Genomic DNA, 14077 nt, shown 5'->3' with positions numbered 1-14077 from the left:
ATGGCCGACGATTCGTTCGACAGCCTTCGCCTTTCCCTGATGCAGGATGCTCTTCCTGTGGGTTTAGCCATGGTTGATCGGGTCCGTCGTGGTGGAGCGAGAAAAATCGTGGAAGCTTTTACGGGCTCAAGTGATCCCCTCCAGGAGCTTCGTGTTGAAGGAGAAGCTGCTGCTCGATCCGTACGTGATCGATTAGATCAGGTCAGCCCAGGGCTGGGGAATCCTGTGATGGCAGTGAATGTGGCCGTTGATGATGTCGTTGTGAAATCTCCAGACCCTCAGGATCAGCAGATTTTGCTGGAGGTGCTGGCCAGGATTGAGGGAAGGCTTGATGCTCTTCAGCTTCATCTGCAGAAAGATGTTGGCGAAAAATCGCCAAAATCAGGCGTGGAACAAAGCTGACGTTGATGAGTGGATCGCGGCCTTTGGGACGTGCCAATCAGCGGCACAGTGGTTTAGGCCAGCAGCCCAAGGCCTTGCTTGCTCTGGTGCTTTTGTTTAGTGGTGCCATGGTGGCGCGGTTGACCTGGTTACAGCTGTTGGAAGGGGCTCGATACCGAGAGTTGGCAGATGAAAATCGGATTCGCTTGGTACCCCGCTCACCGATTCGTGGTCGGCTGCTCGATCGGCAAGGTCGTGTACTTGCCTCAAGCAAGCTGAGCTACAACCTTTATTTGCAGCCTCGATTGGTTAGTGATGTTAATTGGCCTGGGCTTCGTGACAGTCTTTCTCAGTTGCTCAATCTTCCTAAGCAGGATTTAGATCAACGCAGGCGACAGGGGTTTGGCACGGATGGCTATCGCATCACTTTGGCAACTGATTTGAAACCTGAGCAGGTGCTGCGTTTTCGAGAGCAGGCTCGCAGTTTTGAAGCGGCCCAGGTCGATGTGGATGTACTACGTCACTACCCTCACGGCACTTTGGCCGCCCATGTCTTGGGTTATACCCAGCCAATCACTGAAAAGGAGTTTAAGACTCTCGCTGATCAGGGTTATGAGATTAGAGATCGCATTGGCCGAATTGGAGTGGAGGCGGCCTATGAGCCTCATTTACGAGGGAAGTGGGGTGGTCAGATGCTTGAAGTCAACGCTATGGGAGAGGTGCAGCGCAGTCTTGGTGACAAGCCTTCACAGGCGGGTAAAGACCTCCTCCTCACACTCGACCTTGATTTGCAGTTGGCTGCTGAAAAGGCTCTTGAAGATAAGCCTGGCGGTGCAGTTGTAGCACTCGACCCTCGTAACGGTGCTATTCGCGCCATGGCTAGTCGCCCTGCCTTTGATCCCAATTTTTTCTCAAAACTGTTCACCACGCAGAAGGAGTACGACAAGCTTTTTGCTTCGTCGAGCAAGCCATTGCTCAGTCGGGCCATGAATGCCTATGACCCGGGGAGTACTTGGAAACCTGTTACAAGTATGGCGGGCATGGAGAGTGGCAAGTTTCTGCCTGATGTGCGTTTAAAGACGGCGGCATGCATCACTTATGGGGGGCATTGCTTCCCTGACCACAACGGTGTCGGATTTGGCACGATCGGGTATGAGGATGCGCTGCGCTTTTCCAGCAATACCTTCTTTTATCAGGTGGGTGTGGGTGTTGGTTCTAAGGCGCTTTATGAGGCCGCCATCAAGCTTGGTTTCGATGCCCGCACTGGGATTGAGATTGGCTATGAGGAGAGCAAAGGCTTGGTGGGCCATCAGGCCTGGGCGGCTAAAGGTCGGGGTTGGGCTGAAGCTGGAACGACTCCTTGGATTCCCGAGGACATGGCCAGCGCCTCGATTGGTCAATCTGTGGTTCAGATCACTCCTTTGCAACTTGCTCGTGCTTATGCAGTATTCGCCAATGGGGGTTTTTTGGTCACTCCTCATCTGGCAGATGGTGCGATCGACTGGACTTCATCACAGCGACGCATCAAGGTCGATATCAAGCCTTCCACATTGGCGACGATTCGGCGTGGGTTGCGCAAGGTTGTGCAGGATGGGACTGGTTCAGGTATCAATTTGCCCAACTTTCCGCAAGTGGCTGGCAAGACGGGCACTGCCGAGGACAGTACCGGTGGCTCTGATCACGCATGGTTTGCATGTTTTGCGCCATATCAGTCAGCAGAAATCGTCGTTGTTGCTTTTGCCCAGAACACTCCTGGGGGAGGTTCGGTCCATGCATTGCCTATGGCACGGCAGGTGCTTCAGGCTTGGAATCGCACACGCTCTAGTTGAACTCACTGACTCTCAGAACACACTGATGTTTGTTCTCAGGCGGCCAGGTTGAGGGGTTGGCCGAGGATTGTTCTGTAGTAGCTCCGCAGTTGTTGCGTAGCACTGGCCCATCCCCAGCGTTCGGCTTCTTGACGGGCTGCTTTGCGCAGACCTTGACGCTCGAGATCGTTGCCGAGCAGTCGTCGGGTTGCATTGATCAGGCTGGTGGACCCTCCATCCACTCCATCCGGCTCGTAGAGACAGCCGTTGACTCCATCGGTAATGATGTCTGGAATTCCGCCACGATTGGCTCCTACTACAGGACAACCTGCTGCCATTGCTTCCAGTAAAACGAGCCCAAGGGTTTCGGTGCTTGAGGGGAATAGAAAGGCATCCCCGCTTGCATATGCACTGGCTAGTTCCTCCCCTTCGAGATAGCCCACAAATGTTGTAGCAGTGCCTTCAAATGCTTTTTCCAGTTGCTGGCGGTGAGGTCCATCGCCTACTAGGGCCAATCGTGCCTCGGGTATGCGATCGAGAACAGGTTTGATGCGTTCGATTTGCTTTTCGGCGGAGAGCCGCCCTACGTAGAGAAGCAGGGCACCTTGATCATCGTTTGTGTTCAAAAGGCGTAAGCGCATGGTTTCGTTGCGCAGTTCCGGTCGAAAGAGTTCGGTATCAACGCCGCGTTGCCACAGGGCGGTGTTTTGGATCCCTTTCTCGCTCAATTCAGCCACCATTGCTGTTGAGGTGCAGAGATTGAGTATTGCTTGATTGTGGGCTGCCTTGAGAAGTTCCCAGAGCAAGGGCTCCAGCATGCCCATGCCGTAATGCTCTAGGTATTTCGGGAGGTGGGTGTGGTAGCTAGCTATTAGCGGGATTCCGCTGGTTTTGGCTAGCCAAATCCCCCCAAGGCCTAGTACAGCTGGATTGACAACGTGTACGAGATCAGGCTTGAAGGTTTCTAGGGCTTCGGCAACGGCTGGTCTGGGCAGGGCAAGCTTCAGTTCCGGATAGAGCGGCAGTGGCATGGCTGGCACTCCTATCAATTCGGCTCCCATGTATTCCCTAGGACAGCCTTCCGGGCAGAACACCATCACTTCATCACCGGCTTCAACCAGGTGCTGCACCGTTTTGGTGAGTCTTGTCACGATTCCATCCACTTTTGGGAGGAAGGTCTCTGTGAAAAAGGCGATCTTCACTGGTTCAGCGGGTGGTGTGGGCAGGCTGTTTAGGAGGGGTGCTTGATGGCCTCCGCCTGGGTTGAAGTCCAGGCCGATACACATGGGATACGACTGCGGTCGCAGCGGTCTGCCCAGCGTTTTGCCACATCGACTACTTCAGCAAGTAGGCCATCGTCGAGGGTGGTTGGTTTGAGTCCAAGTTCGATGAAGCAGCGGTTATCCACAATCAGATCATTCTCCACTGCTTCGTTGCGTGGGTTTGGAAGATGGTTTAGTTCGGCGCCGGTTAGGGCAGCTACCTTCTTGGCAAGTTCACCCACTTGGTGGCTCTCGGTCATTTGGTTGAAAATCTTGACTCGTTCGCCTTTAGCCGGTGGGTTTTCAAGAGCCAGTTGTACGCACTTCACAGAATCGCAGATGTGGATGAAGGCACGGGTTTGACCTCCTGTTCCATGGACAGTGAGCGGATAACCGATTGCTGCCTGCATCAGGAAGCGGTTGAGAACTGTGCCGTAGTCACCGTCGTAATCAAAGCGGTTGGTTAGTCGTGGATCCCTAGCGGTTGCTTCAGTGTTGGTACCCCAGACGATGCCTTGGTGAAGGTCGGTGATCCTGATTTGGTCATTCTTGTTGTAGTAGAGGAAAAGCAGTTGATCGAGCGTCTTGGTCATGTGATAGACGCTTCCAGGGCTGGCTGGGTGAAGAATTTCTTCCTCGAAACGGCTGCCATCAGGCTGGGGCACTTCCACTTTGAGGTATCCCTCAGGAATGGTGGCTCCGCGGTGCGAGCCGTAGCCGTACACCCCCATCGTTCCCAGGTGCACGATGTGGATGTCTAGGCCGCTTTCAACGATGGCGGCGAGCAGATTGTGAGTGCCGTTGACGTTGTTATCGACGGTATAGCGCTTGGTGGAGCTGCTCTTCATCGAGTAGGGAGCTGCACGCTGCTCGGCAAAGTGAACCACCGCATCGGGTCGTTCAGTTTTGAGCATTGTCACCAATCGGTCGTACTGATGGGCGATGTCTAGGTGCTCAAAACGAATTGGCTTGCCTCCGATTTCTCGCCAGGCCTTAAGGCGGTCTCCAATGCTGGTGATTGGTGTCAGTGACTCGACTTCAAGATCGATATCGATCTTGCGGCGGCTGAGATTGTCGACGATCAAAACGTCGTGACCCCTATCAGCAAGGTTCACTGCACAAGGCCATCCGCAGAAGCCGTCGCCGCCGAGAACGAAAACTTTCAACTCAAACTCCTGCAGGAACGAGCAATTCGCTCAGTCAGGGCAAGCTACTACAAGGTTTTTCAGCTGATGGCGATCCTGACGATGATTAGGGATGTCACAAGCAGGGCTCCACCGATGAGGAGCAGGCGAGTGTTGGCGTTGCTGCTGCCTTTTTCAGCTATCACTTCCATACGGGGTTCTCTTGCAAAGGCGTTGAGTCGACCACCCTCTTCCTCGGTGACTTGCATGTAACACTTACAACTCGGCGGACCCTATGGACAGGATTGCTTGCAGGAACTTTTCCGTTACGTTCCTTCATAATTGTTTAGTCTTGGCTTCCGTAATAATCCCTGTTGTCGGTGAGCTTGGCGAGGCTGCGGCGCGTTCGGGTAGGCGACCTGATCTGTAAGCCTGCCTACCGGCCTGAATCGCCCAGCGCATTGCTTCGGCCATGGTGATTGGATCTCCGGCTAAGGCAATTGCGCTGTTCACCAGCACTGCGTCGGCACCCATTTCCAAGGCTTGTGCAGCTTCACTGGGGACACCGATGCCAGCATCCACAACGACTGGCACTCGGGCGTTTTCAATGATTAGGGAGATGTTGGCGGCATTCCTCAGACCTTGACCTGATCCAATCGGTGAGCCCAGTGGCATGACCGTCGCACAGCCCACCTCTTCAAGGCGCTTCGCCAAGAGGGGATCGGCATTGATGTATGGCAAGACCTCGAAGCCTTCTTTTACCAATTGTTCAGCGGCCTCAAGGGTGCCGAAAGGGTCAGGTAGGAGGTGGCGGCTGTCGGGGATGACTTCGAGCTTGACGAACTTGTTGTCCTCCTGGCCTGCCAGTTTGGCGAGTTCGCGGCCGAGTCGGGCTACACGAATGGCTTCCTCTGCAGTTGCACAGCCAGCGGTGTTGGGCAGCATCCATATTTTTGACCAGTCGATGGCTTCGATCAGGCCGGCGTGGCCTGATGCCATTGTCTGTACACGGCGGACTGCAACCGTCACCATTTCGCATCCTGAAGAGCGCAGACTCTGTTGCATCACTTTTAGGCTTGGGTACTTCCCTGTGCCTGCAAAAAGTCGGCTGTGGAAGTTGCGTTTGCCGATTGTGAGTAGGTCAGGTGAGGAGTGCGTCAGAACCATTGGCGCTGTTGAGGTTGTTGGAACGTCATCGCGGAGTGTCCCGGTTGAGCCGATTGGCCTTAGCTTGTGCCCATCATCATGTTTTTCCATGCCCATCCTGCTCGCCATGGATCTCTCGATTGACAGTCAGGTTCCCTTCGAGCTCACTATGCCCTTGGATTCCTCTCAATTGGCTGTGCCGCTGGTCGTGGAGGGCTCTGTTCAGAGATTTGATCCGGTAGCGCGCGCCGTTGATCTTGCTGAGACAATGCCACGCCAGTGGTGTGGCACTTATAAGTCTTTTGGAGATGGCTCCAATGTTGATGTGAACTTGAATCTGGACAAGCTCACACCGATTGGTCAGATCATTGATCTGCGTGGAGAGATGCGTCTTGGCAGCGTTACAACTCCTGTGCAGGGAAACTTGAATGCCAAGTCAGATCAGCTGGAGTTGCTACCCCTTTCAGATCAGTTGATTCCTGGAGTGGAGCCAGGTGGTTTTTTTATCGGCCTTCAGGAGTTAACAATGGTGGGTTGGCAGGCACCTCGTCTTACCAATACCGGCGGCATGCTCGACTTAAACAGCTCCTGTTCAGTACAGGCATCAGAACCCTTGCCCATCCGCGGGCTCTGGTGAGTTTGTTGGTTGTGTTTTTGCCAGTCGTTTTAGGTTTTTGCGCGCTGTCTTGTTCTTGGGATCCAGGCTGAGCACCTTTTGATACAGCTCGTAGGCCTCAGCATCTTGCTCAAGGCGCTCTTTAGCAAAGGCAAGGTTGTTGAGTGCTACGGGGTAGTCAGCCTTGGCTTTTAGGGCTGACTGGTAGTGACTAACTGCAGATGAATAGTCTGTTTGAGCCGCGAGTGCAAACCCAAGGGCATTTTCGATCAGAGCTTTGGCTTCATCTGGTTCACCAGTCAGTTGCTTCAAGGCCTTGCGAAGGGATGCTATGGCCTGGGGATAGAGCCTTTTACGCAGCTGTACAGATGCCAGTTCATAGAGTTTGGATGCCTCTTTTGAAGAGCCCGCTCCACTTTTTTCAAGTCGGATCAGTGCCCGTTCGTCGCGTTGAGCCTTGAAAACTTGACTGCCCACGATGACAGCCACGATTGCGAGCAAACCGATTAGGCCAATTAGGTAGGTTTGCGTTTCTGGCAGGAAGGCGCTCATGGTTTAGTGGCAGTTCTTAGTGATGGGTTGGCATTTGCAGTCAAATCGAGGAAGTAGTCGAATTGACTTTGAACTTTTAACATCTGCTTTTCTGGTTGAAAAACCATTTTTCCAATGGCTCAAAGAATTTGCTCTGCAGGTTCATCGATATTGAGTTAGGCACTTGCGGGAAATTTGCGCTTCGTTAGAGATCAACACTGAGGGGTTAGAGGCTTCCAACCATCTTTTCAAAGTAGCTCCCACCATTTGATGGTTTGATATCTTCTCAGATGAGAACGAGTCTTTGCAGGACTAGCAGATCGGTATAGGACGTTCTGCGTGCATCAGCACGTCAGATTCATTGTTTTCGAGCATGAGAGAGACGTAGCGGAGGGTCTTAGTCCAGCTTGTTTGTTTTGGACTCATCGATGCAAATCCCTTGGTTCTCAGAACATCAGCCGACTTCTAGCTCCTGTTGCAGTAACCCCCATGATCGGGCACATTCATGGTTTTCTCTGCTTTTTGGGATCCAGTGCTGCTGAACAGGCATGTTCAGTTCAGCAGAGTGATGACAGTCTTAGTGGCTGCATGTCTGAAGTGTGGTTAGGCCATTGAGATTTTGCCTGAGCTTGTGGGTTGCAGGCCTCAGTTGTTGAAATCAGTCAATTTTTCGGTTCATCGGATGCGAAGGCAAAGCCGGAGCAAGCCGATCAGCGAAGACCGCGCGCTATTACGTACAGGCCTACTGCCAACAGTGGCTTGGAGCCGTCAGCGCAACGGCAAGCCTTGGAGTCAGGTTTAAGGCTTGCTCATGCTCAGCTATCAAGCCACAACTGATTTTGATGTCTTGATGATTTTTTAGCTTTGATGGATTGGATGATCCTCAAAAGTAATAGACGGTAGAGAAAAACAAGCCCTATCAAGATTTCAAGATGCTCTGGTCATTAAACACAGATGAAAGTTTTTTGGCTAGGCATCCAGAAAGATCTTCAGATTGGAGTTTCTGTTGCCTATGTGTATTGATAAGCCAAAAAGTGAATCAGCTCTTGGCGGAGGTAACCACGCTCGTGAAACTTTTTGGATCCATGACTGCCAGTTGGGCCAACATTTTCCGATTGATGCGTACGTCGGCTTTTTTAAGGCCACCAATCAGGCGGCTGTAGCTGACTCCATTGATCCGAGCGGCTGCATTAATGCGAGCAATCCAGAGACGACGAAAATCACGTTTGCGCCGCCGCCGATCGCGATAGGCATTGCAAAGAGCCTTCATGACCCGCTGATTGGCTGTGCGGAAGAGGCTTCCATTGCTGCCTTGAAAGCCGCGGGCTAGTCGAAGAATTTTGTTGCGGCGTTTGCGGGCAACGTTGCCTCTTTTGACGCGGGCCATGGTTTAAGAAATCAAGAAGGGAATGAAATCAGATCAGAGCTTGTATAAGACCTGTTAGTTGAGCTTGGTCTTTAGGCGTAAGGGAGCATCAGACGCACATTTTCCGCATCGCGTTCATCTACAACGGCTTTGGTGGCGAGATGGCGCTTTAATTTCGGGCTTTTGTGGTCCAGCAGGTGATTGCGAAATGCACGACGGCGCATGAATTTGCCAGTGACAGTTGCCTTGAACCGCTTGGCAGCAGCTTTGCGGGTCTTGAGCTTAGGCATCTCTGACGGTCTGCACACAAACGACAACCATACGATCAAGACCTGCCAGAAGCCAAATTTCGCATGATGGGTGTTTGCGGAGGGGAAGCATTGGCCAAGACTTTTCATCGTTCGCTGCTTCGCTCAAAGCAAGTCATGAGTGGCGCCCTGGTCTTGCTTGGTGTGTGCACGGTGGGCTGTGACGCCCAAGAGGTGATTCCACCAGTTGATTCTGTTGGTATGCCTACTCATCAGGCGGTACAAGCTCCGCCAGTTCCTATGTCAGGTAGGTCTTTGTTGTGGGTGGCTTTGCAGCCTTATTTGGGACAGGGCACGACGTCGAGTCGCTCAGCTCCATCATTACGTTTGATCAGTGCTGGGCATCAGCCCTTATTTCTCAAAGATGCGCGCGGTGATGTGCAGCGGGCTCCAGTTATCACAATCACCTGGCGGTTGGTAGCTCTCGAGGAGCCCCTCCAGTTGTCACGTCAGGTGGCTGGTCCATTCGCCAGTTTCGAGTCGGCGGATCAGGTTGCATCGCAGTGGCGAGAGCTGGGCGTTGCGGCAGTGGTGGCTCATCCAAGCGAATGGGAAGTGTGGGCGCCGCAAGGGGTACAACCTCTCCCAGGAGTGGACATTCGTCTTTGGCAGGGCATCGTCTCTACAGCTGTGCAGCCTGTGATTCAGGGGGACAGTGGTGATCGCAGCTTGGTGGGTCCGATTCAGATTGATGCTCCGGATGGCCTCAGTTGGAAGGGTGGGGTGTATTTGGGGCCGTTTCAACTGCAGGTTGATGCCTACGGAAGCTGGACTTTGGTGGAACATGTCCCCCTGGAGAGGTATCTGGAAGGAGTGGTGCCCCATGAGATTGGAGCGGGCGCTCCATCAGCAGCATTAGCTGCTCAGACGGTGTTGGCTAGGACCTGGGCGCTTGCCAATAGCCATCGGTTTGCCCTTGATGGATACCATCTGTGCAGTGACACTCAGTGCCAGGTTTACAGCGATCCAAGGCAGGCCAGTTTTGGAGTCCGCCAGGCGATTGTGAGCACTGCTGGCAAGGTGTTGAGCTGGAAGGAGCAACCGATCAATGCTGTGTATCACGCCAGCAATGGTGGTGTGATGGCCGCTGGTTCTGAAGCTTGGTCCATGGAGTCTGTTCCATACCTAAGGGCTCAGTTGGATGGATCGGTTGGATGGGTAGATCGATTCCTTTTGCCACTCACAGAACGAGTTGTCGTGAAGTCATTGCTGGATAATGCCGATGGTGCTTATGGCCAGGGGCATCCCCGTTTTCGTTGGACCCGTACTTTGACTGCTGAACAGTTGAAACAAGCTTTGCGTTTGGTGGCGCCTAGCTTGTCAATGCCCCAGCGATTGACTGTTCTTGAACGGGGTCCAAGTGGTCGGGTCTTGTCTTTGGAGATACGTGATGAAGGCCATCAGCCCCCTGTGGTGCTTCGATTAGACGGTATTCGGCGTCATTTGCGTCAGTTGCCAAGCACTCTCTTCGTGGTTGAGGAAGTTGGTGTCGGAGTTTGGCAACTTTCTGGCGGTGGTTTTGGCCATGGGGCTGGGCTTTCACAAGCCGGAGCAGTTGATCTGGCCCGTCGGGGCTGGACAACTGAACAGATTCTTAGTCATTACTACCCAGGAACGACCTATGGACCTTTGCCTGAGATGAAGGATGCCCCTTAGAGTCGCTGGACTTCGGGTCTATGCATGGCCGCCGCCGCTGTCATTGGGGATTATCGACGCGGCAAGACAGCCCTGTTTTTGATTGCTTGCGGTTGGGCTGGTGCCGCACCCCACCTTTGGTTGGAAGCAGGTAGAAGTCTTTTGCCTGCAATTACGCTGGCTTTTGTCTTGGGAGGGTATGGTCTGCGCACGGTTTTGCGCGATCGGCAGCACTCGTCTGCCAATGCCAATGAAATAGGGCTTGAGCCCTCTGCTGAGTATGTCTGGCCCAGCGTTGATGTTTTGGTCGCTGCCAGGGATGAGGAAGCTGTGGTTGATCGGTTGGTGGAACGTCTTGCCGGTCTGAACTATCCCAAGGGCAAGTTGTCTACTTGGATTATTGATGATGGTAGTCAGGACCGAACGCCAGCTCTACTGGATGAGTTGCAGCAGCAGTTTCCTTCTTTAAACGTGATTCATCGTCCTTCTGGAGCAGGCGGCGGAAAGTCTGGAGCTCTTAATGCAGCACTCCAGCAGCTTCAGGGGGAATGGCTTTTGATTCTTGATGCTGATGCCCAGTTGCAGGATGACCTGCTCCAGCGTCTGGTGTTATTTGCCCAACAGGGTGGGTGGTCTGCTGTGCAGTTGCGTAAGGCGGTGATCAACTCTCAGCACAATCTGCTCACCAGGGTTCAGGCGATGGAGATGGCTATGGATGCCTTGATTCAACAAGGACGCTTAGCGGGGGGAGGCGTGGTTGAGCTGCGTGGAAATGGCCAGTTGATTCAACGCTCCACTCTGGAGGCTTGTGGGGGATTCAATGAAAATACGGTCACAGATGATCTTGATCTGAGTTTCCGTTTACTTACAACTGGAGCTTTGGTCGGGATTGTCTGGAACCCTCCAGTGCAGGAGGAGGCAGTGGAGAGCTTGTCAGCTCTTTGGAGACAACGGCAACGTTGGGCCGAGGGTGGATTGCAGCGATTTTTTGACTACTGGCCAGTCTTGATGTCCAGCAAGTTAACTCTGGCTCAGCGTCTTGATTTGGCTTGTTTTTTCCTCCTTCAATACGCCCTCCCAGTGGTGTCTTTCGCTGATTTGTTCACCACATTGTTGACACGCACTATCCCAACCTATTGGCCCCTTTCGATCGTGGCCTTCAGCATTTCAGGGATGGCTTACTGGCGCGGTTGTAGGAGCATCAGTGATGGGCCTGCTTTGCCATCACCAACCCCGTGGAATCTTGTGGTGGCGATTACTTATTTGTCTCACTGGTTTGTGGTCATCCCTTGGGTCACAGTACGGATGGCACTTTTTCCGAAGAGTTTGGTGTGGGCCAAGACCAGTCATCATGGCCAACAGCCTGTTCAGGTTTGAATGTTTAAAGGTCCACGTCCAGCACTTTGCCGTTGAAGAAGTCAGCTAGGCGCTTTGCTTTGCTGTCGATTGGTTCTAAAGAGGAAGTGGGCTGAGTCGTAGGAGAATCCTCCTCTAGAGGCTTTTGCTGGTCTGTGATGGCGGCGCTGGTTGCAGGATCTGGGGAATAAGCGTCTGTAGATCTGGATTGAACTTGTGGTGATGGTTCAGCAGTGGAAGTGGATGTGTTTGTTTTTGGTGCCGCACCCGTTTTTTGTGGGATGGGAGTTTGTGTGGCACTTCCGCTTTGGCTTTCGAGAACAAGCTGTCTGGAATTTCCCAGGGCTTTTGCAATTGCTTGTTCCAGGAGGGTTGCACGGCTTTGCACCATTCCCATCCAGTTGCCGGCGACTTGAACCACGGCGCGATGGTCATCAAGGCGCACTAGCTGGGCTTGCTGAGAGAGCAACATGCGTGTGGAAGGTAACTCCAAACTGCCAAGTATTTGTTGCCATAACTCCTGCAGATTGCTGTTAGGGGTGCTCTGGGCTGGAGCTGGGGATGGATCGGGTTCTGCGTTTGGGGTGATTGCTGAGACTGGATTGTTGGTCGTCGTTGATCCAGAAGGGGGTTGTTGGATTTGTGTTGTCGGGGTCAATGCCTTGGCAGTGATCGCCTGCGCAGTTGGGGTTATTGGTTGAGCTGTCTTTGCTATTGGCACTGCGGTTACAGCTTCACTGGAAGGTGGATCGGCCAGCAGACCCAGCAGAAGCACTTCAAGCCAGAGACGGGGTTGAACGCTGTGACGCAGCTGATTTTCGCTTCCTTTGAGTTGGACCTGCCATTGCAAAAGCTGATGACGACCTATTTGGCTGGCTAGGGGCGGCAATTGATTGCGGAATTGTGGAGAAACACTTGTGAGTTCAGGGCGATCGGGTGCGGCAGTCATGAGCACCAAATCTCGCAACACCGCTGCCAGCCCTTGCAGAAGTGCACCTGGATCACGCCCTCGATTCAGCAGGTTTCGGCAGGTTTCCAATAAACTGAGTGGATCGGCTTGGGCCAAGGCTGCGGCTAGTTTCAGCAGCTCTTGCTCAGGCACTGCTCCCATCAACTCCCATACAGCTTCTGCTTTGATTGGCCCTGGAAGCAGGCTGAGCTGATCAAGCAGGCTTTCCGCATCTCTAAGTCCTCCCTGGGCTCGCTGGGCTACCACATGCAGGGCTTCGGGCTCAATCGGAATGGCTTCACGAGTGGCGATCATCTCTAGGTGTTTTTCAAGGGCTTCCAGTGGAATCCGCCTGAAATCAAAACGCTGACAACGGCTGAGGATGGTCGGCAGCACTCGCTGTGGATCGGTCGTTGCTAGTACGAACACCACCCGTGGTGGTGGTTCTTCAAGGGTCTTCAGTAGGGCATTGAAGGCGGCGGTTGAGAGCATGTGGCATTCGTCCACCACATAAACCTTCCAGCGGGCTTGTACCGGGGCAAAGCGGGAGCGTTCGATCAGTTCGCGAATGTTGTCTACGCCGGTGTTGGAGGCGGCGTCGATTTCGATCACGTCTAGTGCTGTGCCGGCGGCAATGCTTTTGCAGAGCTCACAGTTTCCGCATGGCTCGGGTGTTGGCTGGTCGCAGTTCAAGCAGTTGAGTGATCGTGCCAGGATGCGAGCACTGGAGGTTTTACCAGTGCCTCGTGGACCGCTGAATAGATAGGCCGGTGCGATTCGGCTGCTGCGCAAGGCATGACTGAGGGTCGCGGCGATCGCGTCCTGCCCTACCAGGGCATCGAAGCGCTGTGGCCGATATTTGTGATGCAGCGGCTGGTAGGCCTGGCTCATGCGCTGCTGGCGGGATGTTGAGGTTACTCAGGCTTGGCTTTTGGTTCGTCGAGCAATGCAGTGATGCGGGCTTCTAGATCTTCTATTGCTGCTAGTTCATCGGCAAGGGTCTGACCTTTTAACAGCAAAGAACGGCTGCGGGAGTTGGGGTGATCGATCAAGTTGTTGTCTAGTTCACCATGAAGCCATCCCTCTGCTTGCTCCAGTGTTGCTTCAAGCTTGTTGAGTAAGTTCACGCGCAGACTTTTCAGTTGAGCTACTGCTTGCCTTGCACGTTCCCGCGAGGTTTCATCCACCAATCCTCGCCGAAGGAGTAGTGATAATCCTGTCAGTAGGGCAGCAGGGATGATTTGCCCCAGTGCCAGCGCTCCTAGGCTGCTGGTTTGCATCCAGTCTTCGACTTGGCTGCTTCGATGTCGCCCGGTTTTGCACCAGTTAGCAAAGTGCTCACAATTATTGAAAAGTAGGTTGTAGCGCTGCTCTCCAATGCGACTCATCGCTCGTCTCAGGGTCACTCCTGAGGGAGAGGCCTGGGTGTGATTCACCACGTTCACAGGTGAACCGCGCGAGAAGTCTTCAAGGGAGCTGCGCAGGATTGACCGACCTTCTAGATAGTGGGCCACGCTGCCATCTCCAAGATCAATTCCGTGATGCAAAAAAAGTCCGTGCTGGCGGGGCACCTTTAGGTGGTCAGCCGTCGCCAC

The 14077-nt window shown here is 53.5% G+C and carries 14 protein-coding genes; 5 read left to right on the top strand and 9 right to left on the bottom strand.

What is annotated here, in order from left to right:
- Entirely contained in the window at window positions 1-402 is a 402-nt protein-coding gene (locus SIB68_RS08415) for a hypothetical protein (RefSeq protein WP_063399839.1), read from the top strand.
- Window positions 403-407: 5 nt separating this feature from the next.
- A complete protein-coding gene (gene mrdA / locus SIB68_RS08410; RefSeq protein WP_063399837.1) occupies window positions 408-2210 on the top strand; it encodes a penicillin-binding protein 2 in 1803 nt (600 codons plus the stop codon).
- Window positions 2211-2245: 35 nt separating this feature from the next.
- On the opposite strand, the gene SIB68_RS08405 is transcribed toward mrdA, so the two are convergent.
- The 4 genes from SIB68_RS08405 to SIB68_RS08390 form a co-directional block, all read right to left on the bottom strand.
- Complete coding sequence (locus SIB68_RS08405) at window positions 2246-3391, bottom strand: glycosyltransferase family 4 protein (RefSeq protein ID WP_063400028.1); 1146 nt, start codon at window positions 3389-3391, stop codon at window positions 2246-2248.
- Between the two features lie 29 nt (window positions 3392-3420).
- Window positions 3421-4617, bottom strand: coding sequence for an NAD-dependent epimerase/dehydratase family protein (locus tag SIB68_RS08400; protein WP_063399835.1), 1197 nt, complete (start codon window positions 4615-4617; stop codon window positions 3421-3423).
- 59 nt (window positions 4618-4676) lie between these two features.
- Window positions 4677-4844 carry a photosystem II assembly protein Psb34 gene (gene psb34, locus SIB68_RS08395; RefSeq protein WP_011129430.1) on the bottom strand — a complete coding sequence of 56 codons (168 nt, stop codon included), beginning with the start codon at window positions 4842-4844 and terminating at the stop codon, window positions 4677-4679.
- Window positions 4845-4911: 67 nt separating this feature from the next.
- A complete protein-coding gene (locus SIB68_RS08390; RefSeq protein ID WP_063400027.1) occupies window positions 4912-5742 on the bottom strand; it encodes a thiazole synthase in 831 nt (276 codons plus the stop codon).
- 88 nt (window positions 5743-5830) lie between these two features.
- Between SIB68_RS08390 and SIB68_RS08385 the strand changes: the two genes are divergently transcribed.
- Complete coding sequence (locus SIB68_RS08385; protein ID WP_063399834.1) at window positions 5831-6358, top strand: hypothetical protein; 528 nt, start codon at window positions 5831-5833, stop codon at window positions 6356-6358.
- Here the strand turns inward: SIB68_RS08385 and SIB68_RS08380 are convergent.
- The 3 genes from SIB68_RS08380 to rpmI all read right to left on the bottom strand — a co-directional run bounded on the left by SIB68_RS08380 (window position 6326) and on the right by rpmI (window position 8524).
- A complete protein-coding gene (locus SIB68_RS08380) occupies window positions 6326-6889 on the bottom strand; it encodes a tetratricopeptide repeat protein (RefSeq protein WP_063398531.1) in 564 nt (187 codons plus the stop codon). The two genes, SIB68_RS08385 and SIB68_RS08380, sit on opposite strands and share 33 nt — an antisense overlap.
- A 1018-nt stretch (window positions 6890-7907) precedes the next feature.
- A complete protein-coding gene (rplT, locus tag SIB68_RS08375) occupies window positions 7908-8255 on the bottom strand; it encodes a 50S ribosomal protein L20 (protein ID WP_011129434.1) in 348 nt (115 codons plus the stop codon).
- A gap of 71 nt (window positions 8256-8326) precedes the next feature.
- On the bottom strand, window positions 8327-8524 hold the full coding sequence (gene rpmI / locus SIB68_RS08370) for a 50S ribosomal protein L35 (RefSeq protein WP_011129435.1): 198 nt from the start codon (window positions 8522-8524) through the stop codon (window positions 8327-8329).
- 135 nt (window positions 8525-8659) lie between these two features.
- On the opposite strand from rpmI, the gene SIB68_RS08365 reads away from it, so the two are divergent.
- Window positions 8660-10198 (top strand): SpoIID/LytB domain-containing protein, encoded by a 1539-nt coding sequence (locus SIB68_RS08365; protein ID WP_063400026.1) that lies wholly within the window; start codon window positions 8660-8662, stop codon window positions 10196-10198.
- 24 nt (window positions 10199-10222) lie between these two features.
- A complete protein-coding gene (locus SIB68_RS08360) occupies window positions 10223-11554 on the top strand; it encodes a glycosyltransferase (RefSeq protein ID WP_063399829.1) in 1332 nt (443 codons plus the stop codon).
- A 4-nt stretch (window positions 11555-11558) separates the two neighbouring features.
- On the opposite strand, the gene SIB68_RS08355 is transcribed toward SIB68_RS08360, so the two are convergent.
- Together SIB68_RS08355 and SIB68_RS08350 are read right to left on the bottom strand one after the other, a co-directional pair.
- On the bottom strand, window positions 11559-13373 hold the full coding sequence (locus SIB68_RS08355; RefSeq protein WP_063399827.1) for a DNA polymerase III subunit gamma/tau: 1815 nt from the start codon (window positions 13371-13373) through the stop codon (window positions 11559-11561).
- A gap of 23 nt (window positions 13374-13396) precedes the next feature.
- The gene (locus tag SIB68_RS08350; protein WP_063399825.1) at window positions 13397-14077 is read right to left on the bottom strand and encodes a lecithin retinol acyltransferase family protein; all 681 of its coding nucleotides are present in this window, start codon (window positions 14075-14077) and stop codon (window positions 13397-13399) included.

It is taken from the genome of Prochlorococcus sp. MIT 1323 (genome assembly GCF_047304905.1).
GTDB classification, from domain to species: Bacteria; Cyanobacteriota; Cyanobacteriia; order PCC-6307; family Cyanobiaceae; genus Prochlorococcus; species Prochlorococcus marinus_D.
The sequence above is the reverse complement of the archived record's forward strand: the minus strand, read 5'-3'. Positions and strand labels throughout refer to the sequence as shown.